This window comes from Bradyrhizobium sp. MV1.5, assembly GCF_055807615.1.
The window spans coordinates 25,293-50,380 of the sequence record NZ_JBVVPL010000020.1 but is presented as its reverse complement, the minus strand read 5'-3'; the positions used below and the strand labels follow the sequence as shown (position 1 = coordinate 50,380).

The following is a 25,088-nucleotide window of genomic DNA, read 5'->3' as shown; positions in this document are numbered from 1 at the left end:
ACCGGACTGCGTGCCCCTTATAGTCCCCCGCTCCCGCAGCGCAAGTTACGCGAAAGCCGCGATATTCCGTCATGACGATCCGCACCCGCAAGTTCCTCGGCACCATCCTGCTCCTGGTGCTCGCCACCGTCTGGGCCCTGCTCGGCATGGCGCTGGCGCAGATGCCGTGGATCGCCGAATCCGGCTGGCGGCAGGCGATCTATTACGTGGTGGTCGGCATGGGCTGGGTGCTGCCGGCGATGCCGATCGTGAGCTGGATGCAGCGGCCGGACCGGGCGAAAACTAGTTCGTAGTTCCGCCCGTCGGTTTCACCGGCGCAAAAGCAACCCCCGACACCAGCACCCGCATGATGCGCAGCGAGCGCACCCGGCCATCCCAGGAAATGCGCGGCAGCGCGCGCAGATTGGTGCGCCCTTCCGCATCCACGACGCCCGGGATCGTCGTCACCGCGCTGGCAAAGCCGGCCTCCTCCGCCATGATGACATGGCTGCGCCGGAACGAGGCGCGATCGCCGAACGGAAAGGCGAGATGCCGGATATCGCGATCGAAGGCCGCTTCCGCCACCGCCTTGCCCATCGTCATCTCGCGCAGCGCCGCCGCATCCTTCATGTTGGCGAGAACGGGATAGTTCACGGTCGCACTGCCGATCGTCACCAGCGGATCGGCCGCAAGCCTCGCCAGATCCTCCCACTTCATCGATGCCTCGCGCGAGAGCGCGGCAAGGTCGACCCGGTAGCGCGTGCAGAGGTCTGCGATCGCAGCCGACACATCCGCCGGCGGCAGCGAGCGCAGCCAGGCCTCGAGGAACGAAAACAGCGCCTGCTTCTCGGCGTTATCAGTAACCGTGAAGCGCTGCTCCTTGTCGCCCATCATCAGGCTGACACGGCTCTCGCGCGCGATCACCTGTTCGAGTCCGAGCCACCAGGCCTCACCGACGCCGTCGGGAAACGCCGTGGGCACGTAGATCGTGAAGGGCACGGCGTGGCGCGCCAGCACCGGATAGGCAAAGTCGATCAGATCCTTGCCGGCACCGTCGAAGGTGAGGGTCACGAAGCGCCGCTGTTCGGACAGCGTCACCGCGCGCCGGCAGACCTCGTCCATGCCGAGAAAATCATACTTCCACCGCCTCAGCGCGCGAATGGCGCGATCGAGGAAATGCGGCGTGATCTCGTTTTCGCGCAGCGGCTGAAACCCGCCGCGCCGCGGCCGCACATGCGCAAAGCGCAGGATGGCGCCGGCGCCACGACTGCGCAGCGCGGCCTGGCCCGTGAGCCAGGTCAGCTCAAGGCGCAGCCGTTCCAGCCATCTGTCGTCGGATGCCACTATCCCACCTCGCGCCCGTCGGCGGCCGTTCCCCCTCCTATAGTCATTACCCTTTGTTGACATTTCTTTGCAAAGGTCGGCCACAGGCCGAATTACGCATATTTTGATTTCTCGACAGGTTCGCGAATGACCATGGCTGCGGCGATGCAAAGCCGGACGGCAGAATTGCCAGCGGGGTCGAAAGCGGGCCGCATCGCGCATGTCGATATCGTCACAGATCTCGGCGCGGCCGAGGCCGTCTGGCGTGGCTTCGAGCAGCCCGGTCACCTCTTCACGCCCTATCAGCGATTTGATCTGCTCAGTCCCTGGCAGCGTCTGGTCGGCGAGCACGAACGCGCCCGCCCTTTCATCGTCGTTGGCCGCGACGCCGAGCATCAGCCGCTGCTGCTGCTGCCGCTCTCGCTGCGCCAGAACCATGGCGTGCGCACCGCCTGCTTCATGGGCGGCAAGCATACGACCTTCAACATGGGCTTGTGGAGCGCTGGGTTTGCGGCGCAGGTCGCCAGCGCCGATCTCGACGCGCTGTTTGCGCCGCTCGGCGAACATGCCGACGTGCTCGCACTGACGCAGCAGCCGCTGCACTGGAACGACCAGCAGAACCCGTTCGCGCATTTGCCGCGCCAGAGCGCGATCAACGGCTGCCCGCTGCTCACGATGGAACCGGGCGGCCCGCCGGCATCGCGGATCAGCAACTCCTTCCGCCGCCGCCTCAAGAGCAAGGAGAAGAAGCTCCAGGCGCTCGCCGGCTATCGCTATCATCTGGCGACGACCGACGCTGACATCACCCGCCTGCTCGACTGGTTCTTCCGCGTCAAGCCGGCGCGGATGGCCGAACAGAAGCTTCCCAACGTCTTCGCCGAGCCCGGCGTCGAGCCATTCGTCCGCAGCGCCTGCCTTGCGCCACGTGGTGACGGCCGCGTCATCGACATCCACGCGCTCGAATGCGACGACGAGGTGATCGCGATCTTCGCCGGCGTCGCCGACGGCCAGCGCTTCTCGATGATGTTCAACACCTACACGATGTCCGAGCACGCCCGCTACAGCCCCGGGCTGATCCTGATGCGCTACATCATCGACCGCTGCGCCGAGCGCGGCTACCGCTCGCTCGACCTCGGCATCGGCTCGGACGAGTACAAGCGGATGTTTTGCAAGGACGACCAGGACATCTTCGACAGTTTTGTTCCGCTAACGTCACGCGGGAAATTCGCGGCAATGGCGATGTCCTCGCTGAGCCACGGCAAGCGGCTGGTGAAACAGAACCAGATGCTGTTCGACCTCGCGCAGCGGCTGCGGCGAGCGTTCGGGTAAGAATTTCCCGGTTGGGAAACGCTCCCTTGCGGCGCATCCTTAGAGACGCCCGCCTCTGGCGGGCCCTCAGGATGAGGGGAGAATTCGCGGCAGCACCTTCAACGGATTCCGATTTAGCCAAGCCTCATCCTGAGGAGACCGCGAAGCGGTCGTCTCGAAGGACGAGGCGCTCGCTCGGGCCCGCAGAGAGGGCAAGGACATTACGCCGCCACGACCCGCGGTGCGTCCCTCGCATCCGACGGCTGCACGGACCTGCGCAGCATCGTCACTTCGCTGAAGCCGACGGCGCTGAGCTGTTCGCACATAAGCGCGCGTGCATCCGGCGTCATCGACGCGTCGGGCACCACGACGGCGCGGGCATTCGCCGTCAGGAGCTCGGCGGGAAGGTCGGAAGCACTGCCGGCATCGAGCAGCACGTGGTCGTAGGCGCGCAGCAGCGCGTCGATCGCGAGCGTCACGCGGGGCGACTGCAACAGGCTGCGATCGAAGCCGGCACGGCCGGCCATGACCAGATGCAGCCGCGAGAGCTTGTCCCGGGTGATGATCTGCGCGAACGACGCCTCGCCCTGCATCAGTTCGGCAAGGCCGGGGGCCGAGGCATCGACGGACACGGCGGCCATGGTCGGCGAGGACGCGGCGAGATCGACCACGACGACCCGCGCATCGCGCGCCAGATGCCGGGCCAATGTCAGCGTCGATAGCGTGATGGCTTCGCCGCTCGCGGTGCCCAGTACCGTGACTTTCTTCGCCATGGCTCCGGCGGCGCGCAGGCTGTCGGCCAGACGCTCGATCTCCGCGAATTCGGTGACGTCGGCATCGGCCGTCATCTCCGGCTGCAGCGGCGCAGGCTCTGCCATCACCGGACCGACGATCGGCTCGGCGAAGGGCTCGACCACCGGTTCGACGATCTGTTCCCGGCGAGCCGACGCCCGCGTCAGCGCTGGCGTGAACGCCGCTACCGCACGGGGCGCAGTCTGGCGCAACAACTCTCCGGTGACGACGACGCCGGACGAGAGCAGCAGTGTCGCGATCGTCGCGATCAGCACGATCGGCAGCTTCTTCGGATAGGCCGGCGTGTTCGAGACCACGGCGCGCGAGATGATGCGGCCATCCGTCGGCGCGGTGTCGATGGTCTCGCGGGTGTTGGCTTCGCGGTACTTCGCGAGATAGGTTTCGAGCAGGTCGCGCTGGGCCTTGGCCTCACGCTCGAGGGCGCGGAGCTGTACGTCCTGGCCGTTGGTGGCCGTCGCCTGCTTCTTGAGCTGCTCGAGGCTCGCCGACAATTCCTGGACACGCCCACTGGCGGCACGCGCATCGTTTTCGAGCGTGCGGGCGAGCTTGGCGGCCTCGTCGCGGATCTGGGTGTCGAGGTCGGCGAGCTGCGCCTTCAATTCCTTGATGCGCGGATGGTTGCCGAGCAACGTTGACGATTGCTCGGCCAGCTGCGCCCGCAACGCCACGCGTTGCTGGGAGGGCGTGCGCATCGATTCCGAATTCAGCACTTCCGACGATTCGATCGGCTTGCCGCTCTGGATCATCTCGCGTATCAGGCGCGCCTTGGACTCGGCATCGGCCTTGAGCGCGCGTGCGTTGTTGAGCTGGGTGTTGACCTCGCCCATCTGCTGGTTCGACAACGTCGTGTTGTTGGTGCCGACGAACAGGCTCGACTTGGAGCGGAAATCCTCGGCCTTCGCTTCGGCCTCGGAGACATTCCGTCGCAACTCGTCGATCCTGCCGGCATACCACTGGCTGGCGTTTCGGGCCTGATCCTGGCGCGCATCCTGCTGGAGCACGAGATAGCCGTCGGCGATCGAATTGGCGACGCGCACGGCGAGATCGGGATCGGCAGACTGGAATTCGATGACGATGACGCGCGACTTGTCGACGGCGTAGGCCTGGAGGCGCTCGTAATAGGCGTCCAGCACCCGCTCTTCCGGCGTCATCGAGAACGGATCGCGGCCGATGCCGACCAGCGCCGCAAGCGACTTCAGCGGCGAAATGCCTTGCAGCACAGGATCGAACTCGGGCCGTTCCGCAAGCTTGTTCTTCTTGATGATCTCGCGCGCGAGATCACGCGACAGCACGAGCTGCACCTGGCTGGTAACGGCTTCGGCGTCGAGCGCCTGCCGTTCCTCGGCGCGATCGCTGTTGGGGCGCAGAAACACGTTCTCGCGGCCGTCGATCAGGATGCGGGATTCAGACTTGTAGCGCGGCGTGATCAGATTGACGATCGCGACGGATGCGACGAGCGCCAGCACCGTCGGCACGATGATCCAGCCGCGCTTGCGCGCCAATGCCGCGCCGAGCGCGTGCAGGTCGATGTCGCCGGATTCGACTGGCGCCGGCCTCGGAGCAATGGGTGCAGGCTTTGCTTCAACCCGGGGCTCGAGTTCGGCCCGCTTGGCTGCGGCCTTCGAGACAGCCCGCTCGACCACAGCCTTGTCCTTGCCGGCACGCCAGAACGCTAAACGCATCGAACACTCCCGCAGGCGCAACGCCACGAACCTACCTCAACCAGGGCGATTACACTCCATTAAGGTTGCCGCTGGGTTAATCGTGGCGTGCCGCAGCTCGCGCGGGCACGCCCGTCACCGTTTGTTAACCACGAGGGCTCTTAATCCGTCTCGATATTTCGTGAGTTTGTTCGAGCATTCGCCGTCGAGCGCTGGTTTTGATCATGCCCCCCTCTCCCGACCAGCCGCTTCGTATCCTACACGCCGTGCGCGCTCCGGTCGGCGGCATTTTCCGCCACATCCTCGACGTCGCCAACGGCCAGGTCGATCGTGGCCATCATGTCGGCATCCTCGCCGACAGTCTCACCGGCGGTGAGCGCGCCGACAAGGCCCTTGCCGAGCTCGCACCGCGGCTGAAGCTTGGCGTGCACCGGATGGCGATCCGCCGCGAACCGTCGCCTGACGATGTTCTGGTCTGGTTCCGCTTGCGGCGCCTGATCGCCACGCTCAAGCCCGACGTCATGCATGGCCACGGCGCCAAGGCCGGCGCCTTCATCCGCATGCGGCGGCGATCCGACGACACCATCCGCATCTACACCCCGCATGGCGGCTCGCTGCACTATCCCCTCAACACCCTCAAGGGCGAGTTTTACGCGCGGCTCGAGCGTGCGCTGATGGACGCGACCGACCTGTTCCTGTTCGAAAGCGCGTTTGCCCGCGACACCTATCAGCGCATCGTCGGCAAGCCGAAGGGCGTGGTGCATTGCGTCTTCAACGGCGTGACGCCGGAGGAATTCGAACCTGTCGTCATGGCCGACGACGCCACCGACCTCGCTTATGTCGGTGAGTTCAGGCACATCAAGGGCGCCGATCTGCTGGTCGAAGCGGTGGCGCGCCTGCACGAGGGCGGCAAGAAGGTCACGCTGACGCTCGGCGGCGACGGCGAGGAGACCGCGGCGCTGAAAGCGCAAGTCGAGAGGCTCGGCCTCTCCGGCGCCATCCGCTTCATCGGTCACGTCAAGGCACGCTACGGCTTCTCCAAGGGGCGGCTGCTGGTCGTTCCCTCGCGTGGCGATTCCATGCCCTATGTCGTGATCGAGGCCGGCGCCGCCGGCATTCCGATGATTGCGTCCAAGATCGGCGGCATTCCCGAGATTTTCGGCGCGGAGAACCCGGCGCTGTTCGCGCCGAGCAACGCGGAAGCCATGGCCGAGGCGATTGCCGCTGCGCTCGACAATCCGCTGGCAACAGCGCAGCGCGCCTCGTCCCTTCGCGAGCGCATCTCCGCGCATTTCTCCCAGCAGGCGATGGTCGAGGGCGTGCTCGCGGGCTATCGCGACGCATTTACCAATCACTAACCATTCTTAAGACCCGCTTTAGAGAATCTTCCGATTTGTCCGATAATCCGAGGGCCATGGGATGCTCGCCCGGGCAGCAAGGACGCGGCCCGCGGATTTTTGGAATGGACGTGGACGCCCGTGGAACCGCTCAACGCACGCTCGATGCTCGATGCCGCGACCAGCGCCGCGGCGAAGCCGGCTGACCGGCCCTTTGTGGAGCGCCGCCAGCGGCTCTCGCCCGCCGCGCTCGACGTCGTCAACCAGAAGGTCGCCCGCGCCTATTCACCGATCGTGATCACCGGCTTCGTACGCCTCGCCGATTTCGCACTGCTGAGCCTCGTCGGCATCGTACTCTATCTCGGCTACGTGATGCCGCACGCTGGCTCTTTCAGCTGGATCTATCCCGCGCAGATCATCGCCGTCGCGGTGTCCGCCGTGGTCTGCTTCCAGGCCGCCGACATCTATCAGGTGCAGCTGTTCCGCGGTCAGCTCCGGCAGATGACGCGGATGATCTCGTCCTGGTCGTTCGTCTTCCTGCTGTTCATCGGCATCTCCTTCTTCGCCAAGTTCGGCAGCGAAATATCGCGGCTGTGGCTTGCCGCCTTTTACGTCCTCGGGCTCGCCGCGCTCCTCTGCGAGCGTCTGGTGCTGCGCTCGCTGGTGCGCGCCTGGGGGCGCGAGGGCCGGCTCGACCGCCGCACCATCATCGTCGGCTCCGACCGCAACGGCGAACAATTGGTCGAGGCGCTGAAGGAGCAGGAGGATTCCGACATCCACGTGCTCGGCGTATTCGACGACCGCAACGACAGCCGCGCGCTCGACACCTGTGCCGGCGCGCGCAAGCTCGGCAAGGTCGACGACATCGTCGAGTTCGCCCGCCGCACCCGCGTCGATCTCGTGCTGTTCGCTCTGCCGATCTCCGCCGAGACGCGCATCCTGGAGATGCTGAAGAAACTCTGGGTGCTGCCAGTGGACATCCGCCTCTCCGCACATACCAACAAGCTGCGCTTCCGCCCCCGCTCCTATTCCTATATCGGCGAGGTGCCGACGCTGGACGTGTTCGAGGCGCCGATCACCGACTGGGACCTGGTGATGAAATGGCTGTTCGACCGCGTTGTCGGCACCCTCGCGCTGCTCGTGGCCTTGCCGGTGATGGGATTGGTGGCGCTGGCCGTGAAGCTCGACAGCCCCGGCCCCGTGCTGTTCCGCCAAAAGCGCTTCGGCTTCAACAACGAGCGCATCGACGTCTACAAGTTCCGCTCGATGTACCATCATCAAGCCGATCCGACGGCCTCGAAGGTCGTGACCAAGAACGACTCGCGCGTCACCCGCGTCGGCCGCTTCATCCGCAAGACCAGCCTCGACGAGCTGCCGCAGCTCTTCAACGTGGTCTTCTCCGGCGATCTCTCTTTGGTCGGCCCCCGACCGCATGCGGTGCAGGGCAAGCTGCAGAGCCGGCTGTTCGACGAAGCCGTCGACGGCTATTTCGCCCGCCACCGGGTCAAGCCCGGCATCACCGGCTGGGCCCAGATCAACGGCTGGCGCGGCGAGATCGACAATGAAGAGAAGATCCAGAAACGCGTCGAGTTCGACCTCTATTATATCGAGAACTGGTCGGTGCTGTTCGATCTCGTCATTCTGCTGAAGACGCCGATCTCGCTGCTGACCAAGAACGAGAATGCGTATTGAGTTGTGGTCATGCCCCGCCTTGTGCGCAGTTGCGCACTGGGGCGGGGCATCCAGTACGCCGCGGCGCTGAGATTCAGCCGCGCTGCCGCGGAATACTGGATCGCCCGGTCAAGCCGGGCGATGACAGAGGTATTTGTGGGCGTAGCAGTTGCGTAAACGAATGAGCGTGTGATGGCGTATGCGGCAACAGCCGGGGAGATGAATGCAGCGGTTCGCGCTGCGCCCGGCGTGCTGGCGCTCCAGCGCGCGCTGGTATGGCTGGTCGGCGCCTCTGGCGCGATCGTCTTCATCGAGCCGAGCCCCTACGAGATCGTGACGCTGCTGGCCACCGTCACCTTCTTCGCCACCGGCCTGCGTCTGCGGCTCGCTTTGATGCCACTGGTGCTGATGCTGGTCCTGCTCAACATCGGCTACACCATCAGTGCGATCCCGCTGTTCGAGCAGTCCGACGTCGTGAGCTGGATTGCGACCTCCTGGTACATGGCGGTGACAGTCGTGTTCTTCGCCATGGTCACGTCGGAGGACACCGCGGCCCGGCTCGACATGCTCCGCCGCGGGCTCGTTGTCGGCGCGATGGTCGCCTCGCTGTCGGCGGTTGTCGGCTACTTCCACCTGATTCCCGGCGGCGACGACCTCCTTACACTGTACGGACGCGCGCGCGGCACCTTCAAGGACCCGAACGTGCTCGGCGCCTTCCTGATCCTCCCGGCGCTGTTCTCGCTGCAGAGCGTCGTCTCCGACAAGGCCGGCAAGGCGTTCCGCAACGTCATCGCCTTCGGCATCATGTCGCTGGCGATCCTGCTCGCGTTCTCCCGCGCCGCCTGGGGCGGGCTGGTGCTGACATCCGCCTTCATGCTGGCGCTGATGGTGCTGACCAGCCGGACCAACGCGCAGCGCTCGCGCATCATCGTCATGGCGATCCTGGCCGCGGTGCTGGGCCTCGCGCTGATCGCAGTGTTGATGTCGTTCGATTCCACCGCCGAGATGTTCAAGCAGCGCGCGAGCTTCGACCAGAGCTATGACGAAGGCAGGTTCGGCCGGTTCGGCCGGCACATCCTGGGAGCGGAGATGGCACTCGACCTGCCGTTCGGCATCGGCCCTCTGCAATTCCACCGCTTCTTTCCCGAGGACACCCACAACTCCTATCTCAACGCCTTCATGTCCGGCGGCTGGCTGTCCGGCATCTGCTATCCCGCGCTGGTCTTCACGACCGTCATCATGGGGGTCAGGCACATCTTCGTACCTGTGCCCTGGCAGCGCGCTTATCTCGCGGTGTTCTCCGCCTTCGTCGGCACCGTCGGCGAAAGTTTTGTGATCGACACCGACCACTGGCGGCATTTCTGGATGATGCTGGGCGCGATGTGGGGCATGATCGCGGCCGCGCAGATCTACAAGTCTAGGGCTGGCGACGAAGCTTCTTCAGCTTGAGATCGGGGCGTTTCTCCGGCGGCGTGTCGAGCAGGCCCTTCAGCGCCGCGGTCGCCGCGAGCACGCCCTTGTAGCCCTCATTGGCGAAACGCAGCAGCAGGCGCAATTCCTGGTCGGAATAGGCGCCAAAAACCTTCTCCATCGCCTGCTGCATCGGCACGTAGAACTGGCCGAGCCTCTCTATCGCCTCCGGCACGACGGCAATGAAAACCTTGCGACGATCGGCATCGTCGCGCTCACGACGCACCAGGCCGGCCTTTTCGAGTCGGTCGACCACCCCGGTGATGGCGCCGGTCGTGAGCCCCGTCACTTCGGCGAGCCGGCCGGCGGTGACACGGCCTTCGAGATACAGGATGTCCATGCATTCGAGGTCGGAATTGGCAATTCCGGCAACGTTCGCAACGGTCTGGCCATAGAGCACGCCCTGCGCTGACGACCTGCGCATCGCCTCCTCGAGCTCCTGCAGCAGCGCAGCGCGCGCCTTCGTCCTTGACAAGGCCGACCTCATCTCTTAGTCGATATATATCTTGGTCACTAAGATATTTAGCGACCATAATTCTCCTAGCACCACGGAAACGTCGGGAGCAAGCGATGTCCTATCGTCCCCGCAAGGTCCTGATCATCGGCGCCGGCATCGCCGGCCCCGTGGCGGCGATCCTGCTGCGCCGCGCCGGCATCGAGTCCGCGATCTACGAGGCCTGGCCCTATTCGAAGGGCATCGGCGGCGGCCTTCAGATCGCACCGAACGGCATGCAGGTCATGGACGAGATCGGCCTTTCGAACGAGCTGATCAGCCGCGGCTCGATCGCGGAATCGTTCGACTTCTATTCGCAAGCCGGAGAGAGGCTCGGCTCGATCAACCGCGACATGGCGCGGCGCTTCGGCCAGCCCGCGGTCAATGTCTGCCGCGCCACGCTGAACGAGATGCTGATCGACAAGGCCTGGTGCGCATGCGTTTCGCTTTATTTCGAGAAGCGCCTGATCAAGATCGAGGATCGCGGCGACCAGCCGATCATCGCCTACTTCGCCGACGGCACCACGGCCGAAGGCGACTTCCTGATCGGCGCCGACGGCGTACACTCGGTCGCGCGCCGCCAGGTGGTGCCGGACGGGCCGCAGCCGTTCGACACCGGATTGATCGGCTTCGGCGGCTTCGTGCCGCACGCCGTCCTCGACGGCCGGCCCATCGGCCGGAACGTCGAGACCACGTTCGGGCAGAGCGGCTTCTTCGGCTACGGCTATTGCAGCCCAGATCCGGACGACGGCGTGATGTGGTGGAGCACGCAGCCGGCGCACGGCATGGACGCGGCGATGTTTCGCGCGCTCGACCACGCGACGCTGAAGCAGCATCTGCGCGGCTTCCACCGCGGCTGGCACGATCCGATCCCTGGCATCATCGAGGCAGCCGAGAACATCGTGGTCACCGACACGCTCGACGTCGACACCCTGCCGACCTGGTCGCGCAAGCGCTCGCTGCTGATCGGCGATGCCGCCCATGCGACCAGCCCCCATGCCGGCCAGGGCGCCTCGCTCGCGCTGGAGGATGCGATGCGCCTCGCCCGGTTGATGCAGCAAGGCCAGGAACTCGGCGCCACCTTCCAGGCCTTCGAGGCCGAACGGCGCCCGCGCGCGGAAAAGATCGTCGCCATGGCGCGCCGCAACGGCAACAGCAAGCGCGAGTTCAGCGCCACCGGCGCGTGGATCCGCAATCAGATGATGAAATGGCTGCTGCCGCTCGGCGCAAAGGGCATGGATTTCATGTACGCGTACGATGCGCGGGCGGTGTAAGCGCATCAGGTCGAATCGTACTCGGCCTCGGCACGGGCGGCGCCAGAAGGACGCAGAGCGTCACCACATAGTCGATGTCGGCACGACGATTGATCAAGCCTCTGTAGCACTCTCTTGGTCTTCAAGCCTCTTGCGCAGCACCTTCATGAGGCGACCGGCGGCCCTGAGGTCTTCCATCGGCAGACCTTGCACGAGAGAGTTGATCCTGGGGTCATACAGGCGGATGGCAGCATCGTAAGTCTTCCGTCCCTTGTCCGTCAGCACCACAAGGTGGGCGCGACGGTGATGTGGATTGGGCTCAAACGTAACGAGCCCCTCCTGCGCCAGGTCATTGACGATGCGCTGAACGTTCTGGCGGTTCGCTCCAAGGTCGCGGGCGAGCCAGGCGACCGGCTGGGCGCGGTCCGCGGCTACGATCGCCCCCAGAATTTGCCAGCGGGCGCTGGTCAGACCGAGCGGAGCGACCAGCCGGTCGCCCCACGTCACGGTCAGGTTGTTGACCCTGAACAGATCGAGAATGAGGTCAGTCAAGGCATCACCGGCCGGAGATCGCTTCGTAACGCGCATATTGTCACCATGAATTTATTGACACCATCATGTCAATATGGTTCTTTGCATCATCAATATCGACATCATCATGTCATATTGAACAAGCTAGCCGTTCTCGGTCAAGGAAACCCAATTATGATCAAGGTGATTCATCCCATTGCTGGCGCCATCGCGCTTCTGACCATCTCGACGTTTTGGCTGTCGACCGCGCTCAGCGAGCTTTTCGCATCCCAAGCCGTCATCACCGCCGTCAAGACGGCCATACCGTGGGGCTTTCTTTTGCTGGTCCCGGCGCTGGCGGCGGCGGGCGGCACGGGCTTTACACTGGCACGGGGTCGGCGAGCCGGGCTGGTCGGCGCGAAGATCAAGCGAATGCCACTGATCGCCGGCAATGGCATCCTGGTCCTGGTCCCGGCCGCACTGTTCCTCGCACACAAGGCGAGCGCCGCCGAGCTCGATGCAGTCTTCTATGCAGTGCAGGCTGTCGAGCTTGCCGCAGGAGCTGTGAACATCACCTTGCTCGTGCTCAACACGCGAGACGGCTTGAGGATGAAAGGTCGGTTTCGCCGCCCGGGAGAGGCGAAGGTGACAGCTACTCCTCCACAGCGAACGTCAGCCCCGCGTTCTCGACCAGCCGCTTGATCAGCTTGTGCCGCATCGCCGCGCCCGGCGTCCAGAAGCCGGCTGCGACGTCGGTCGTGTCACGCAGCATGCAGATGGCGCATTCGGAGATCATCTTCGAGGTCGAGCCGTAGCCGGGATCGCGGTCGCCGGTGACGCCGGCGCGAACCATGCGGCCATCAGGTGCGATCGCGATATAGAGCAGATCGAACAGACCGTTTTCGCGCTCTTCCTTCGACGGCCCCTCGCCCGGCTTCGGTGCGTCGGGGCCGGTCTTGCCCGCATTGGCAGCCATCACAAGCTTGGCGTTGGCCTCCCCCTTCTCGCCGGGACCGGTCAGGACCATCTCGTCGTAGACGAAGTCCTGGCCGTAGGGAAATCCCATCAGCATGTTGGAGCGGTGAACGTTGCGCGTGTTGATCAGCGCCATCATGAACGGCGCCGTCCAGGATTGCAGGTCCTCCTCGAAGGCGGCCCTGTTGCCTTTCGGCTGCTTCGGGCCGCTGAAGCCGGGCGTCAGCGCAAAATGATCGTTGAGAATGGCGACAAGGCTGAGATCCTTCGCCACGGCATCGAAGGTCGCCTTCGCGCTCGCGGCGGTGCCGCCCGAGAGCGTGCCGCGCATGTCGCGCACGCGGCCCTTCACGCGCGGGGCCGGCGCGCCGAAGACATTTTTGGCCTCTTCCTGGACGAAGAACGTACCGAGTTCGAACGGCACGGAATCATAGCCGCACGAAAACACGATCCGCGCGCCGCTCTCTTTTGCGGCCGCCTCGTACTTGTCGATCATCTGGCGCATCCAGATCGGCTCGCCGCAGAGATCGAAATAGTCCGTGCCCGTGGCCACGCAGGCCGCGAGCAGTTCCTCGCCGTAGAGCTGGTACGGCCCGACGGTCGTGATCACCGACATCGTCCGTTCCGCCATCGCCTTCAGCGAGGCCGCATCCGACGCATCCGCGACAATAAGCTCCGTATTCCCGGGCGCGCCGATCGCGTCGCGCACCGATTTCAGCTTGCCGAGGCTGCGGCCTGCCATCGCCCATTTGAGCGAATGGTCGCTCTTGTAATGCTGGGTCAGGTATTCGGCGACGAGCTGGCCGGTAAAACCGGTCGCGCCATAGACGACGATGTCGAATTTCGCAGAGCTCATGGTCGGCCTTTGCTTTACTTCTTCGCGTAGCTCACGCCCATGCCGGCACGGACGTCGCTTTGAATCCCATAGGGCGGTATCGGATAGCGCAGGCCGTTCTTCGCCAGCGCCTTCATGCCCAGAACCGCCTTGGCGAGATGTTCCGGCTTCAGGGCCATCAGCATCTCCTCGTCCGGCACGCCGCCATAGCGCCGTTCGGCATAGCATGGCAAGGACAGGCTGGGCTCGCCGCTCTTGAGTGCCCTGCCCCAGGAATCAGCGCAAGCGGTCTCGCCGACCACGCCCCATTCGAACTTCTTGTAGCCGGTGTATTGCAGCCCGTTGATCAGGATGATCATCTGCCCCGGCGTCGCGTAGACGAGACAGATGTCCGGCGGATCGAGCCGGCCGCTCGACAGCGGACTGACCGCGAGCGCCTGATATTGCCCGAACGGAACCACGTCCAGCGCCTCCTGGCGCTTGCGTGCGTCCTCTGCCGTGCCGTGCCAGACCCCGACATAGTTTTCGCCGGCGAGCCATTTCTCGTCCTGCGGTGCAAGGCCGATCACCGCGCGGCATTGCGCGCCAACGAGATCGTCGGCGGTGATGCCGACGGTCCAGCCCAGACGCGCCGCCATGCTGACGATCTGGTCGGTGGTGTGGACCGCGTTCGGCCGCCGGATTTTCGGGATTGCCTCCATGTCCGCGGTGCGCGCGAACAGCTTCATGCCGATCACCGTGGTCTTCAGCCGCAGCAGGCTGTTGAGATCGGCGACGAGCCCGGCAAGATCGATGCTGTCTGCACTCTGCTGTTGCATGGCGTCCTCCCGGCCGGCAGTCGCGCGCCGGCGCTGTTATTGCTTCTTGAACGGTTCTAGTCCTTGGCCGGTCCCGGGAGCAACTCGCCAGTCCGGCCCATCAGGCGGTAGGCGACCAGCCCGATCCATTCGCGCATGGCGACCTCGGTTCGGCCGAGCCCGTCCGCGCCGGCATTGGTGAACGAGAAGAGATCGTCACGCCCACCCATTCGCCAGTCCACCGGATAGGCTTCGACCTCAAATCCCGCCTTGCGAAAGATCCCCATCGAACGCGGCATGTGAAAGGCCGAGGTGACCAGAAGCCAGCGTTCGCCCGGTTTGGGCGCCACCAATTGCTTTGTGAAGATGGCATTCTCGTAGGTGTTGCGAGAGTCGCGCTCGAGGATCAGGCGCTGCTTCGCGATGCCCAGATTCTCCAGGATCGGCGCGGAGTAGTCGGCCTCCCGGGAGTCCGTCGAAACCAGGTTCGCGGTGCCCCCGGTGAAAACAATGCGCGTGTTCGGATAGCGGCGCGCGAGCTCGGCCGGCGCAAACAGGCGATCGGCCGCGTGCGCGACGATCGGCGTGCGGTGCGCCGCCGACAGATCGGTGTCGATCGAGCCGCCGAGCACGATGATGCCATCGGGCGCACCGCGCGACGGATCCCACGGCGGAAAACGCGACTCCAGCGGATAGAGCAAAAGATTGCCGAGCGGCGAGAACGCGGCGAGTGCCAGCATGATCAGCGTGGCCGCGGCGAGCTTGCGGCCGAATGCGGCAAAGCGCGTCGCCATCAGGACAACCGAGACGATCCCGAGCTCGATCATCAAGTTGATCGGCAGCACCGCGGCGCCGAGGGTCTTGGACAGGACAAAAAGCAGGGGAGCCTCGCTGGAATGATCGTGCCTGGTGCGCGCGGGCTTGACCCGCCCGTCGATCTTCAGAAAGCTTCTTGGAAGAGGATCGATTGCCTGGTCAAGCCCGGCCGTCGCTCATGGGAAGCTCAGAAACAACCGACCAGAGGCGGCCAATGACCCATCACCACCTGCATTCCAGCCCCGAGACCTGTCATTGGGGCTTCTTCGAGGCTGCGCTCAAGCCCGTCCTCACGATCGCGAGCGGTAACGAGGTCACGATCGACACCATCAGCGGCGGTCCGGACATGCTGCCCGACCCCAGCAAGTTTCACATCCCGCCCGAGATGCACGAGGTTCACGCCAGGAACGAGCGCATGCTGCCGGGCCATATCCTCACCGGCCCGATCGCGGTCGAGGGGGCCGAGCCCGGCGACGTGCTCGCGGTCGAGATCTTGGACGTCCAGCTCCGGCAGGATTGGGGCTGGAACATGATCAAGCCGCTGTCCGGCACCCTGCCCGACGATTTCCACGAGACGCGCATCCTGAACATCCCGCTCGACCGGTCGCGGATGGTCGCCCGCATGCCGTGGGGGCTCGACCTGCCGCTCAAGCCGTTCTTCGGCGTGATGGGCGTTTCGCCGCCCCCCGCCTGGGGCCGCATCTCCTCGCTGGTCCCGCGCGCCATGGGCGGCAATCTCGACAACAAGGAGCTTGGCGCGGGTGCGACGCTGTACCTGCCGGTGTTCGTCCCGGGCGCGCTGTTCTCCTGCGGCGACGGCCATGGCGTGCAGGGCGACGGCGAGGTCTGCGTCACCGCGATCGAGACCGCGCTCCAGGGCCGCTTTCGCCTGACGCTGCGCAAGGACCTCAGGCTCGACTATCCCCGCGGCGAGACGGCGACGCACTACATGACCATGGCGATGGACCCCGATCTCGACCAGTGCGTGGTGCGGGCGCTGCGCGACATGATCGTGCTGCTCGGCGAGAGGCGCAATTTGTCGCGCGAGGACGCCTATACGCTGTGCAGCCTGGCGGCCGATCTGCGGGTGACCCAGACCGTGAACGGCTCCAAGGGCATCCATTGCATGATCGAAAAGGCGATCGTGCACGGCTGAGGCGACCTGCCCAAGCCTGACCGGTCGAAGCCACGCCGCCTGCCTGCCGCGCGGCTTGTCCGGTCATGCCTAATTTCCCTCGCGATTCCAACGGGCTGAACAAGCGCCGCAGCATGCATTTGACTTCTGCCTCCAAACCTAAATAGAGTCTTAATCGTAACTTTTATGTACCTGCGTATGAGGCTAGCGTTTAGGCATGGCCACCGAAAAAGCCGAGACTGACCGCATTCCCGTAACCTTGGCGCTCTCGACCATCACCTATCTGGAGAAGCTGGTGAGACAGGGCACCCACGGCACCAGCGTTCCCGGCGTCGCACGTACCTTGATCGAGGAAGGTATCCGTCTCGCCATCAAGGACGGACTTTTGTCGATTCGCGACAATGGCAGGACGTGAGCGCGCGCCGAACGTGAGGCGGACGGATCTCGAGAGGCGGATGGCCGACATCTGCAACCTGGGACCGTTACACATGCCTGTTCTCTCACCCACCTGGACCGACGAACGCATCGAACTGCTGAGGCAGCACTTCGAGGCCGGCCTCTCCTGCCGCGAGATCGCCGCCGACATCGGCGTCAGCCGCAATGCCGTGATCGGCAAGCTGTCCCGCCTCAATCTGACGCGCGGCCGGACCATCGACGACCGCAAGGTTCAGGACAGGGGCTCCGCGCCTTCGCGCACGTCGCGGACGGTGCCGCGGCTGCAATACGAAATGCTCGCCACGATCTATGGCGAGACCGGTGCGCCGATGGTCGCCGGTCCGATCGACGACGCCAATCGCTGCTCGCTGCTGGAGCTTGCCGAGAACCGCTGCCGCTGGCCGATCTCGACGCCTGGCGCGGACGATTTCTGCTTCTGCGGCAACTCCGCACCCGACGGCCAGTCCTATTGCGCCGGCCACAGCCGCCTCGCCTACCGGCCGAACTCGCGCGCGCGCGTCATGCGCGGCTAGAGTGATAGCCTGGAGCCATGTCCTAGAGCCATGTCCCAAAACGAAAAACCTCCGGCAGGGCATTGCCGGAGGTTTCTGGAGGTTTAGCATCAAGTCAGAGCCGCAACTTTCGTCATCGGCTGGGAGTTATATAGCTTAGTAACTCAGGTAAGTAAATAAGTTTGAGCCAGATCGAATCGCATGGCTCGTCTTCGCTGCCCGCACGGGCTGCCGGATTTTCCGAACGCCCCTCTTGTAAAAAAGCCCCGGCGGTTTCCCGCCGGGGTTCTCTGATCGATCCGCGAGACCGACGTTAGAAGTTGCGCTGGGCGCGCAGCAGCATGCTGACCGAGTTCTGGTCCTTCAGCTCGTACACGGCCGCCGGCTTCGCAGCGGTGGCAATGCCCGGGCTTGCAATGGAGCCGGAGTACTTCTGGTCCAGACGCGACCAGCTCAGGTCGGCAGTGAACGCCAGGTTCTTGACCGGAGTCCACACGGTGTTGACACCGACGACCGCGAAGTTGAAGTCCGGATTACAGGTCGCACCCGCGAGCGCGATTGCAGCGAAGTTGCCGCAGATCAGGCCCTTGCCGGCAGTGCCGTACTTCAGCTGGGCATAGCCACCGTAGACGGCGCTCGCCCAGTTCGGGCTCCAGTTGTGGGTATAGCCACCACGCAAGCCCCAGGTCTTGACGGTATCGATGCCGGTACCGGCACCGAAGACGCCGTCGGAAAGACCGGCGAAACCGGTGCTCTGATACGCGGTGTCGCTACCGCTGAACATGAAGAAGCTCTGCGGAAACAGGCTCTGGAAGTTGTAACGGGTCGCACCGTCGGTGTAGACGGCCTGCAGGTTGATGTTGTCGCCCGCGCCGGTCGGGATGTTCTTGATCGACAAAGCGCCCTGCACAGCCCAACCCCACTTGTCGGAGGGATGACCGGTAACTTCCGTGGCGCCGTAGTAGCCGGCATGGAGATCATGCGCGGCAACCGAGAGCTGGGCCAGACCCCAGGCCTGGTCGACGCGGACCTGACCGATGATGTCAGGAGAACGCGTGCCACCCCAGGAGTTGGCACCGTAGACGCCCGTCACGAACTGAGCGGCCGTACCCGAGGACACGTTCCAGAGGTTCGACTGACCGTTGTTCGCGGACGTCTCATCCTGCAACGCGACCGAAGCGGTGATGCCCTGGCCGAAGTCGGCCGTGTAGGCAACCTGGTTCACACCGTTGGTATGGTTGCTGCCGCCCGGAATGGTGTCGGGACCGCCAGCCGGATAGCTCTGCCACGGGGCGTCGAAGATCGAGACCGTGCGGCCGAACGTGAAGCCAGCGAACTGGATGAACGCATGGTAGAGGCCGAGCGAGGCGGCGCCGCCAGTCGCGAACGTCGAGGGATTGCTGCCGGTGACCGTCGCGGAATCGTAGGTGAAGACCGCGTCGGCGTAGGTTCGCACCACGCCATACTCGGTCGCTGTGCGGGTGTCGACGTTGAAGTCGAAACGAGCGCGGCCGGTATAGTAGTTGGTCAGACGGTTGTTCGAGCCCGCGTTCGCGCCTTGCTGGAAGTTATAGTCGCCTGCACCGCCGAGGATCGCGTCAGCGCGCAGATAGCCGCCCAGCTTGATGCAGGTATCGGTGCCCGGCATGTAGTAGAATCCAGCTCCATACAGGGAGCAGATCTTGACGTACTCGACCGCCTTGGCCTTGACCGGAAGATCGGCCGCCTGGGCTCCACTGACGGCGATCAGACCCGCCGCAGTGCCGAGCAAAAGGCTCTTCACCACTTTCATATTAAAACCTCCAAGTTGCTCATGTTACGAAGACCGGACCGTCAGGCCCCCCAGATCCCCGTCTTTCAAATCCGCTCGGCCGCTTTGCGCACACACCCGCTTTCGATGCGAGGGACGTGGGCGAACCAGCTGCAACGGGACGATCGAGTACCCCCCACCGTCACGACGCAATATGCCTGCGCCGTTCACTAATCAAAATACCTTATTTGATAAGCTTTGTGGTTTCACTAAACCTGTGCCCCGTGCGCAACACCCCGGCAAAGCGATTCCGTGAGCTGATCATCTTTGTAGTTTTAGTGACAAAATTACCCTGCTCTGCACTTGCGTCAGAGCAGGCTTGCGTGGACTATGGCTTGCACGACACCGGCCGCATACAAATCAGATCACGGGAGTGACGCTGTGTCAGCGACGAGGAAAGAAGGGGCGCGCCTCCGCACCATCGGCAATCTGGATATCATCAGGCGCTTCACCTGGGAGATATCGTCGATCAACATGTATCTGGAGGAGCTGCGTCAGTTCTGGGCGAGAACGCTCGGCATCAGCGGCCCGCAATGGCTGATCCTGATGGCGATCTCCGACCTCGACAAGGACGACGGCATTCCGGTGAACGTCGTCTCGAAACTGCTCCACGTCGACCCGTCGTTCGTCACCACCCAGTCCAAGCTGCTCGAGAAGAAGGGCCTGTTGCGCCGTCGTCCCTCGCCGACCGACGCACGGGTGGTGCGGCTGTCCCTGACCGAGAAGACGCAGAAGCACCTGGCGAGCCTCAACGAGCAGTACAAGACGATCAAGGAATTCGTCTTCCAGGAGTTCGACGAGAAAGAGCTGACGGAATTCACCACCAAGCTCGCGATGCTGAAGACCCGTCTCGAAAAGGCCTGCGTCCGCCTGACCCTCGACTTCTGAGGCGACGTCCTCAGGTGCGCCGCGCGGCGCCAAGCCGGGATTCGAGCCAATCGAAGATGTATTCATTGGCAAGGCTCGGATTGTCCGCATGGCCCTGCGCCGCGCCGGTTTCGGCCGCGGTGAATACCTTCAACATGACATCCGAACTGCCGAGCCGGGACGTCTGCACGATCTGACGCGCCCGATCGGCCTTGAGCCAGCCGTCCTCACCGAGCGTGATCAGCACCGGACAGTCGGCGCTGGAGGCCATCAGCGGAGCATGCGGCACCGGAACGATGGAGACGTCGCTCATCGCGAATCGGCTGGCAAAGAAGGCTCGCTCGTGCAGGTCCCACAGGCCGCCATCACAGACGGCGGCGGCGAGCCGCGGCTCCTGCAACACCGCGCGCGCCACGAAGGACGACCCCCAGCCATCGGCGACGATCGCGACGCGCTCGAAATCGACCTCGCTGCACGTCTCCAGATAGTCCATGACGCACGGAATCGCACTCTCGAGGTCCCGGCGCCGCAACAGCGCGTCGAGATAATCGTCGCGCTGGTCGCCGAACAGGTCCAGCGCCAGCAGCGAGAAGCCACGCTCGCGCGCATGCGGCGCAAGCTTGAACAGAAACTCTTCCTTGCGGTGGCCGGGCTCGCCGATGCAGATCACGGTCGGCGCTCGCACGCGTCCCGACGGCGCGGGCAGGAAATAGCCCTGCAATGAATGGCCGTCGAGCCAGGGTATCGTCATGATTTCGCCGGCCGGATCGCGCGCGGCGAGGAAGCGGCGGGCGCAATCCTGCATCGCGAGGACTGCGACCCAGCGGCGCTCGTCCGCCTGATCGAGCGGCATCGCCGCCGCGCTGTAGTAATTCATGGCGCGGAGCCAGTTGCGCTGCGCGGTCGCCCTGTGACCTTCCGCGAACGCGGCCTCGGCACGAAGCCGATTGGCCTGCGCCAGGTTCTTCCACTCGCGATGCCAGGACTGGTCGTCGCCCCGCTTCAGCTGCCGCGCGATCATCAGGCATTCCGCGATCGTGGCGCCGCCCTCCTGGGCCGCGGTCAGGAGCCGCGTGAACTCAGCGGAGATGTCCTCTCGCTCCGGGCAAAGGGTCCAGTCGTCGGAGAGGCATGCGGGTATCATCGGGAGCTACGCTCTGGTCATCACCTTACACATGACTGACTAAACTATTTTGGTTCCCTGACCAAGCAGCCGTGCGCCGAATGAGAGCCGTTCGACATCACCATCGCTTGAACGAATGTGTCGCATGCGTGACACTCCAATTCGTCATGAGTGGCCAACTCTGGCGGGAAACGCCGACCGCGAACTGGCAAGAGGTGGCACGCGAAATTGCCTGCGCACCTCTTGCCATGATGAGCATCATACCTATATCGGCGCGCGCTCGGCGGCCGCCTCAGCCGAGCCGCCAGCCGACCTCCTGCGTGAAACTTTCGTAGAAGGCGCGGTCGTAGGCCTGCTCCGGCGTGGCGCGCACGCGCTCGTCGAGGCGCTTTGCGTCCTCGCCCACGAGAATGCGCCATTGCTCCGCCTTGACCCCGTCGAGGATGATCCTGGCGGCCTGCGCCGCCGTCGTCGGCGCGTCCTCGAGGAAGCTGCGGGCGCGCTCGGTGAACGCCGCCTGGATGTCCTCGTCCGACATCTTGTCGGCATCCGGCACGCCGGCCGCCACCATGCGCTTGCGGGTCAGCGCGACCTCGTCGGCATTGAGCCGCTCCGAACCGTCGGCGCTCTGCACCTTGCGCGAATTGGAGACGATCGAGGTGCCGATATGGCCGGGCATCACCACCGAGCATTTGACGTGCGGCGCGTGCAGGCGGAGGTCGTTGATCAGCGCTTCGGTAAATCCCTTCACGGCGAACTTCGCCGAGCTGTAGGCGGTGTGGGACTGGTTCATGCCGATCGAGGCCCAGAAGCCGTTGACGCTCGCGGTGTTGACGATGTGGGCCTCGTCGGCTGCGACCAGCATCGGCAGGAAGGTGCGGACGCCGAGATAGACGCCACCCCAGCAGATGTTGAAGGTGCGCTCCCACTGCTCGCGCGTATTGGTGAACAGGCTGCCGCCGCCGCCGATGCCGGCGTTGTTGAACAGAAGATGGATCCGGTCGGTCTTCTGCTGCTCGGCGAGCTCGTCGCGGAATCGCTTCAGATGATCCTCGATCGAGACGTCGGCGACATGGGTCGTGACGCGCAGGCCCTGCGGCAGCTTCTCGACCTCGCACAGCCGCCTGGTCTCGGCCATCGCGCCTTCCGAGACGTCGCACATCGCGACATTGCAGCCCTCGGCGACGAGCTGCCGCGCGAGCTCACGTCCCATTCCCGTGCCGCCGCCGGTGATGACGGCGATCTTTCCTGCAAAATCCTTCATGGGACTTTCGGCCCCTCCCTTGTCGGTATGTTTCTTCACAGCTCGCGCCGCGCGCATCTGAGCGCGCGCAAAATGTAGCAGCGCCGCATCCGCAGGTAAAAGCGGATCGGCGCTGCCATGCTCATCAGGAATTTCGGGGCGTGGACTATTCGGCCGCCTCGACGCGCCGCCCGTTCAACGCGCCGAGCCCATCCAACGCCTTGCGGATCGCCGCCTGCTGCACGGGCGATGCCTCCGGCATCGGTGCGCGCGGATAAGTCCTGGGCAGGCCCTGCAGCGTCTGCGCATAGCGCGTGCAGGCCGGCAGATTGTCGGCGATGACGGCGTTCCACAGCGTCAGCAGCTTCTTGTGCAGGTCGAGCGCGCGCGGATGGTCACCCGCCTTCACCGCATTCCACAGCGCGACCGAGGCATGCGGCGCCGCGGTCAGGATCGCGGCGATCGAGCCATGAGCCCCCAATGTGTAGGACGGATACATCAGCGCATCGACCGCGCTGTAGATCAGCTTGTCCGGCGCCATCATCATGAGGTCCGCGAACAGCTTCAGGTCCCCCGCGCTCTGCTTGACGCCGACCACCAGCGGCACCTCGGTCATGATCCGAGTCAGCAGCGCCGGCGAAAGATACGACCACGGTACCACGTTGTAGATGATGATGGGCATGCCGGTCTCATCAGCCATGGCGCGGAAATGCGCCACCATCGCCTCGTCGTCCGGCTTGAACAGATAATGCACCGGCGTGACCTGGAGCGCGGCGACATTCATGTCGCGCACCAGCTTGCCGCGGCGGATCGCATCGCGCGTGGAATCGACGATGATGCCGGCGATCACGGGAATGCGCCCCTTCACCGCCGCGACCGTCGCTTCCATCAGGTCGCGATATTCCTCGTGATCCAGCGTGTGCCCCTCGCCGGTCGAGCCGCCGGCCGCGACGCCGTGCGCGCCGGCCCCGATCATCCAGTCGACCTGGGGCGCCACGAGCGTGTAGTCGATCTCGCCATCCTTGCGGAACGGCGTCGTCATCGGCGGGATCACGCCGGTCGGTCGTGCCTTCATGGTCTGCCCTCGCGTTTCCATATCCCTTGTGGCGGTCCCGCTCGTTTGGCGGGTGCCCACGGTCCTTCCGAGCCTACCGGCTGCAAGCGGCCTGTGAAGCGCCCCCGGCGCGGCGCTGCCCCCACAAACGATCATCCCTGCGACTCACCCCTTACTCACCCCTGCCGGTTCCCGTATTTGCCCGGCTTCGGTTTAAGGGCAATTTTACAATCCGAATCTTCAATGGACTCCGGACGCTGGGTCGAGTCGGCCAGGCCAGCGTGTTGTTTGTGTCACAGGCTCTGGCACTCCGCTTGCATCCTCTTCGTGGTCAGAAACTACCGATGAGGTGACTGGAATGTTCGTGACCGTCGTTGCCGTGCTCTGCCGGCTGAGTGCAGCCAGCTCAGGCAGTTGCATCGAGGAAATCGTGACCGACAGCAACATGACGCCCGAAATGTCGATGATGCAGTGTGCGATCGGCGCACAGGCCCCCCTGGCGAAATGGATGGGCGAACATCCGATCTACCACGCCAACTGGCGGCTCGATCGCTACAAATGCGTCCCGGGTCACTACGAGATCAAGGGCCACGCCTAAGGCCCCGCAAAACTACTGATACCAAGACGACGGACCAAGACTAAAACGAGGAAACGCCCCGGAGGCCGACTGGCCTTTCCGCGCGGGCAGTGCAAGCGCCAGACCCCATTGCGGTGGCGCGCTTTGTGACAACGATCACACCTTCCTTTTAAGCCACCGCCCGCAGAATGATCGCACGCGCGCGTCGCCCCTCCGGCGTCGGCTTCAGGGCGTAGGGTCCCCTTTCTTGATGAGCGCAGCGCCGATCTCCCTAACGCATGGAAGTTCGTGGTGCCAGCCGGCGACAAGCAGCTCAAACGGAAGTACGGCTCGAACTGAGAACAAGGCCGGAGAGATTGATCCATGGGCTTCTGGGAGCGACGGTTTCGAGCCGCCGCTCCAACTCTCGGCAAACAAGGAGAGCTGCTCGAAGATCAACTATCGAGGGCTTGAATTCAAAGCAATCTTGTCCGAGACGTGCGTTGCTACAGACTGTGACGATGGAGCATAGAACATGGACGATGCCGACCACGAGGACATCCCGAGTGTTCATCCGGAGTTGATCGATAACGACGACATCTTTTCTCCGAAATTTTGGGAACTGTTGGTGGCTCCTGCTGCCCTCGCGGTGCTTTATTTGCTCCAAGCGCCTGTTTGGTGGTCGGTTGCGGCGTTTGGCGCGATTGCACTTTGGGTCCTGCAGAATTGCGTTAGGCGGCTGGCTTTCCGAGACGCCTTGCACACCCAACTCTTAGATCGACGAATGCAGATACTCGAACGTAACCTCGCGAGCCTCCAAGCTGGTGTCGACGTGCTCCACCGGAGAGACGCTATAACCTGGGGGGCTGGACGCAACAATCCGTCGCTCTAAGGTAATCTACACTTGGCGCGGGGTGCCAGTCCCGAGCAGCTCTAGCCGACCGGCTCGCGAACGTGTTCTGACACAAAAGGCGCGCTAGAAGAGATGACGAGGGCTGAGCGGCCGGCTCAATAGCGAGAGGCCGACGTCGGCATGGCGCTGTTAATCGTCTCGACGACAGCAGTCTTGCATGCCTTGCAAAGTACACTCTGCACTCGGGTCGTTCCGCTTT

At 64.2% G+C, this 25,088-nt stretch carries 24 protein-coding genes; 13 read left to right on the top strand and 11 right to left on the bottom strand.

What is annotated here, in order from left to right; all coding sequences use genetic code 11:
- Window positions 1-71 precede the first annotated feature (71 nt).
- Window positions 72-293, top strand: coding sequence for a DUF2842 domain-containing protein (locus AC0L2J_RS19770; RefSeq protein ID WP_007611039.1), 222 nt, complete (start codon window positions 72-74; stop codon window positions 291-293).
- Here AC0L2J_RS19770 and AC0L2J_RS19765 read toward each other — a convergent pair.
- Window positions 283-1,323 carry a polysaccharide deacetylase family protein gene (locus AC0L2J_RS19765; protein WP_473393330.1) on the bottom strand — a complete coding sequence of 347 codons (1,041 nt, stop codon included), beginning with the start codon at window positions 1,321-1,323 and terminating at the stop codon, window positions 283-285. The genes AC0L2J_RS19770 and AC0L2J_RS19765 overlap by 11 nt on opposite strands.
- Window positions 1,324-1,449: 126 nt before the next feature.
- Here AC0L2J_RS19765 and AC0L2J_RS19760 point away from each other — a divergent pair, with 126 nt between their 5' ends.
- A complete protein-coding gene (locus AC0L2J_RS19760) occupies window positions 1,450-2,631 on the top strand; it encodes a GNAT family N-acetyltransferase (protein WP_473393325.1) in 1,182 nt (393 codons plus the stop codon).
- A 200-nt stretch (window positions 2,632-2,831) separates the two neighbouring features.
- Here AC0L2J_RS19760 and AC0L2J_RS19755 read toward each other — a convergent pair whose 3' ends face one another.
- Window positions 2,832-5,105 carry a GumC family protein gene (locus tag AC0L2J_RS19755; protein WP_473393322.1) on the bottom strand — a complete coding sequence of 758 codons (2,274 nt, stop codon included), beginning with the start codon at window positions 5,103-5,105 and terminating at the stop codon, window positions 2,832-2,834.
- Between the two features lie 203 nt (window positions 5,106-5,308).
- Between AC0L2J_RS19755 and AC0L2J_RS19750 the strand changes: the two genes are divergently transcribed.
- The 3 genes from AC0L2J_RS19750 (at window position 5,309) to AC0L2J_RS19740 (ending at window position 9,541) form a co-directional block, all read left to right on the top strand.
- The gene (locus AC0L2J_RS19750; RefSeq protein ID WP_473393318.1) at window positions 5,309-6,442 is read left to right on the top strand and encodes a glycosyltransferase family 4 protein; all 1,134 of its coding nucleotides are present in this window, start codon (window positions 5,309-5,311) and stop codon (window positions 6,440-6,442) included.
- Between the two features lie 120 nt (window positions 6,443-6,562).
- Window positions 6,563-8,113, top strand: coding sequence for an undecaprenyl-phosphate glucose phosphotransferase (locus tag AC0L2J_RS19745; protein ID WP_063996112.1), 1,551 nt, complete (start codon window positions 6,563-6,565; stop codon window positions 8,111-8,113).
- A gap of 171 nt (window positions 8,114-8,284) precedes the next feature.
- Window positions 8,285-9,541, top strand: a complete 1,257-nt coding sequence (locus tag AC0L2J_RS19740) for an O-antigen ligase family protein (RefSeq protein WP_473393314.1) — start codon at window positions 8,285-8,287, stop codon at window positions 9,539-9,541.
- On the opposite strand, the gene AC0L2J_RS19735 is transcribed toward AC0L2J_RS19740, so the two are convergent.
- Window positions 9,510-9,986 carry a MarR family winged helix-turn-helix transcriptional regulator gene (locus AC0L2J_RS19735; protein WP_473393457.1) on the bottom strand — a complete coding sequence of 159 codons (477 nt, stop codon included), beginning with the start codon at window positions 9,984-9,986 and terminating at the stop codon, window positions 9,510-9,512. The genes AC0L2J_RS19740 and AC0L2J_RS19735 overlap by 32 nt on opposite strands.
- A 146-nt stretch (window positions 9,987-10,132) precedes the next feature.
- Here AC0L2J_RS19735 and AC0L2J_RS19730 point away from each other — a divergent pair, with 146 nt between their 5' ends.
- Entirely contained in the window at window positions 10,133-11,329 is a 1,197-nt protein-coding gene (locus AC0L2J_RS19730; RefSeq protein WP_473393310.1) for an FAD-dependent monooxygenase, read from the top strand.
- A gap of 93 nt (window positions 11,330-11,422) precedes the next feature.
- Here the strand turns inward: AC0L2J_RS19730 and AC0L2J_RS19725 are convergent, their stop codons facing one another.
- Window positions 11,423-11,896, bottom strand: a complete 474-nt coding sequence (locus tag AC0L2J_RS19725; RefSeq protein ID WP_007611050.1) for a MarR family winged helix-turn-helix transcriptional regulator — start codon at window positions 11,894-11,896, stop codon at window positions 11,423-11,425.
- A 117-nt stretch (window positions 11,897-12,013) separates the two neighbouring features.
- Here AC0L2J_RS19725 and AC0L2J_RS19720 point away from each other — a divergent pair, with 117 nt between their 5' ends.
- Window positions 12,014-12,520 carry a hypothetical protein gene (locus tag AC0L2J_RS19720; RefSeq protein ID WP_007611052.1) on the top strand — a complete coding sequence of 169 codons (507 nt, stop codon included), beginning with the start codon at window positions 12,014-12,016 and terminating at the stop codon, window positions 12,518-12,520.
- On the opposite strand, the gene AC0L2J_RS19715 is transcribed toward AC0L2J_RS19720, so the two are convergent.
- The 3 genes from AC0L2J_RS19715 to AC0L2J_RS19705 are packed head-to-tail and all read right to left on the bottom strand — an operon-like array spanning window position 12,471 to window position 15,270.
- Window positions 12,471-13,649, bottom strand: coding sequence for a saccharopine dehydrogenase family protein (locus AC0L2J_RS19715; protein WP_473393302.1), 1,179 nt, complete (start codon window positions 13,647-13,649; stop codon window positions 12,471-12,473). The two genes, AC0L2J_RS19720 and AC0L2J_RS19715, sit on opposite strands and share 50 nt — an antisense overlap.
- 14 nt (window positions 13,650-13,663) lie before the next feature.
- Window positions 13,664-14,446, bottom strand: a complete 783-nt coding sequence (locus AC0L2J_RS19710) for a DUF169 domain-containing protein (RefSeq protein ID WP_007611054.1) — start codon at window positions 14,444-14,446, stop codon at window positions 13,664-13,666.
- A 56-nt stretch (window positions 14,447-14,502) separates the two neighbouring features.
- Window positions 14,503-15,270, bottom strand: coding sequence for a YdcF family protein (locus AC0L2J_RS19705; RefSeq protein ID WP_473393296.1), 768 nt, complete (start codon window positions 15,268-15,270; stop codon window positions 14,503-14,505).
- Between the two features lie 185 nt (window positions 15,271-15,455).
- Between AC0L2J_RS19705 and AC0L2J_RS19700 the strand changes: the two genes are divergently transcribed.
- The 3 genes from AC0L2J_RS19700 to AC0L2J_RS19690 all read left to right on the top strand — a co-directional run bounded on the left by AC0L2J_RS19700 (window position 15,456) and on the right by AC0L2J_RS19690 (window position 17,344).
- Window positions 15,456-16,397, top strand: coding sequence for an acetamidase/formamidase family protein (locus AC0L2J_RS19700; protein ID WP_473393292.1), 942 nt, complete (start codon window positions 15,456-15,458; stop codon window positions 16,395-16,397).
- 196 nt (window positions 16,398-16,593) lie between these two features.
- The gene (locus AC0L2J_RS19695; RefSeq protein ID WP_007603456.1) at window positions 16,594-16,791 is read left to right on the top strand and encodes a hypothetical protein; all 198 of its coding nucleotides are present in this window, start codon (window positions 16,594-16,596) and stop codon (window positions 16,789-16,791) included.
- Window positions 16,792-16,864: 73 nt separating this feature from the next.
- The gene (locus AC0L2J_RS19690) at window positions 16,865-17,344 is read left to right on the top strand and encodes a GcrA family cell cycle regulator (RefSeq protein WP_035974168.1); all 480 of its coding nucleotides are present in this window, start codon (window positions 16,865-16,867) and stop codon (window positions 17,342-17,344) included.
- Window positions 17,345-17,636: 292 nt separating this feature from the next.
- Here the strand turns inward: AC0L2J_RS19690 and AC0L2J_RS19685 are convergent, their stop codons facing one another.
- Window positions 17,637-19,115 (bottom strand): porin, encoded by a 1,479-nt coding sequence (locus AC0L2J_RS19685; RefSeq protein ID WP_007611060.1) that lies wholly within the window; start codon window positions 19,113-19,115, stop codon window positions 17,637-17,639.
- A 399-nt stretch (window positions 19,116-19,514) separates the two neighbouring features.
- Here AC0L2J_RS19685 and AC0L2J_RS19680 point away from each other — a divergent pair, with 399 nt between their 5' ends.
- Complete coding sequence (locus tag AC0L2J_RS19680; protein WP_007611061.1) at window positions 19,515-20,021, top strand: MarR family winged helix-turn-helix transcriptional regulator; 507 nt, start codon at window positions 19,515-19,517, stop codon at window positions 20,019-20,021.
- A gap of 10 nt (window positions 20,022-20,031) precedes the next feature.
- Here the strand turns inward: AC0L2J_RS19680 and AC0L2J_RS19675 are convergent, their stop codons facing one another.
- From AC0L2J_RS19675 to AC0L2J_RS19665, 3 genes are all read right to left on the bottom strand, one after another.
- Window positions 20,032-21,144 carry an alpha/beta hydrolase family protein gene (locus tag AC0L2J_RS19675; protein WP_473247982.1) on the bottom strand — a complete coding sequence of 371 codons (1,113 nt, stop codon included), beginning with the start codon at window positions 21,142-21,144 and terminating at the stop codon, window positions 20,032-20,034.
- A gap of 271 nt (window positions 21,145-21,415) precedes the next feature.
- Window positions 21,416-22,387, bottom strand: coding sequence for an SDR family NAD(P)-dependent oxidoreductase (locus tag AC0L2J_RS19670; RefSeq protein ID WP_473247983.1), 972 nt, complete (start codon window positions 22,385-22,387; stop codon window positions 21,416-21,418).
- A gap of 145 nt (window positions 22,388-22,532) precedes the next feature.
- Window positions 22,533-23,441 (bottom strand): dihydrodipicolinate synthase family protein, encoded by a 909-nt coding sequence (locus AC0L2J_RS19665; protein WP_473247984.1) that lies wholly within the window; start codon window positions 23,439-23,441, stop codon window positions 22,533-22,535.
- Window positions 23,442-23,778: 337 nt separating this feature from the next.
- Between AC0L2J_RS19665 and AC0L2J_RS19660 the strand changes: the two genes are divergently transcribed.
- On the top strand, window positions 23,779-24,018 hold the full coding sequence (locus tag AC0L2J_RS19660) for a hypothetical protein (protein ID WP_007611067.1): 240 nt from the start codon (window positions 23,779-23,781) through the stop codon (window positions 24,016-24,018).
- A gap of 493 nt (window positions 24,019-24,511) precedes the next feature.
- Window positions 24,512-24,868, top strand: coding sequence for a hypothetical protein (locus AC0L2J_RS19655; RefSeq protein WP_473393288.1), 357 nt, complete (start codon window positions 24,512-24,514; stop codon window positions 24,866-24,868).
- Window positions 24,869-25,088: the final 220 nt, after the last annotated feature.

Coding starts and splice junctions, on each gene's coding strand:
- AC0L2J_RS19770 (WP_007611039.1), top strand. CDS start 72: ATGACGATCCGCACCCGCAAGTTCCTCGGCACCATCCTGCTCCTGGTG.
- AC0L2J_RS19760 (WP_473393325.1), top strand. CDS start 1,450: ATGACCATGGCTGCGGCGATGCAAAGCCGGACGGCAGAATTGCCAGCG.
- AC0L2J_RS19755 (WP_473393322.1), bottom strand. CDS start 5,105: ATGCGTTTAGCGTTCTGGCGTGCCGGCAAGGACAAGGCTGTGGTCGAG.
- AC0L2J_RS19750 (WP_473393318.1), top strand. CDS start 5,309: ATGCCCCCCTCTCCCGACCAGCCGCTTCGTATCCTACACGCCGTGCGC.
- AC0L2J_RS19740 (WP_473393314.1), top strand. CDS start 8,285: ATGGCGTATGCGGCAACAGCCGGGGAGATGAATGCAGCGGTTCGCGCT.
- AC0L2J_RS19735 (WP_473393457.1), bottom strand. CDS start 9,986: ATGCGCAGGTCGTCAGCGCAGGGCGTGCTCTATGGCCAGACCGTTGCG.
- AC0L2J_RS19730 (WP_473393310.1), top strand. CDS start 10,133: ATGTCCTATCGTCCCCGCAAGGTCCTGATCATCGGCGCCGGCATCGCC.
- AC0L2J_RS19725 (WP_007611050.1), bottom strand. CDS start 11,896: ATGCGCGTTACGAAGCGATCTCCGGCCGGTGATGCCTTGACTGACCTC.
- AC0L2J_RS19720 (WP_007611052.1), top strand. CDS start 12,014: ATGATCAAGGTGATTCATCCCATTGCTGGCGCCATCGCGCTTCTGACC.
- AC0L2J_RS19715 (WP_473393302.1), bottom strand. CDS start 13,649: ATGAGCTCTGCGAAATTCGACATCGTCGTCTATGGCGCGACCGGTTTT.
- AC0L2J_RS19710 (WP_007611054.1), bottom strand. CDS start 14,446: ATGCAACAGCAGAGTGCAGACAGCATCGATCTTGCCGGGCTCGTCGCC.
- AC0L2J_RS19700 (WP_473393292.1), top strand. CDS start 15,456: ATGACCCATCACCACCTGCATTCCAGCCCCGAGACCTGTCATTGGGGC.
- AC0L2J_RS19695 (WP_007603456.1), top strand. CDS start 16,594: ATGGCCACCGAAAAAGCCGAGACTGACCGCATTCCCGTAACCTTGGCG.
- AC0L2J_RS19690 (WP_035974168.1), top strand. CDS start 16,865: ATGCCTGTTCTCTCACCCACCTGGACCGACGAACGCATCGAACTGCTG.
- AC0L2J_RS19685 (WP_007611060.1), bottom strand. CDS start 19,115: ATGAAAGTGGTGAAGAGCCTTTTGCTCGGCACTGCGGCGGGTCTGATC.
- AC0L2J_RS19675 (WP_473247982.1), bottom strand. CDS start 21,144: ATGATACCCGCATGCCTCTCCGACGACTGGACCCTTTGCCCGGAGCGA.
- AC0L2J_RS19670 (WP_473247983.1), bottom strand. CDS start 22,387: ATGAAGGATTTTGCAGGAAAGATCGCCGTCATCACCGGCGGCGGCACG.
- AC0L2J_RS19665 (WP_473247984.1), bottom strand. CDS start 23,441: ATGAAGGCACGACCGACCGGCGTGATCCCGCCGATGACGACGCCGTTC.
- AC0L2J_RS19660 (WP_007611067.1), top strand. CDS start 23,779: ATGTTCGTGACCGTCGTTGCCGTGCTCTGCCGGCTGAGTGCAGCCAGC.
- AC0L2J_RS19655 (WP_473393288.1), top strand. CDS start 24,512: ATGGACGATGCCGACCACGAGGACATCCCGAGTGTTCATCCGGAGTTG.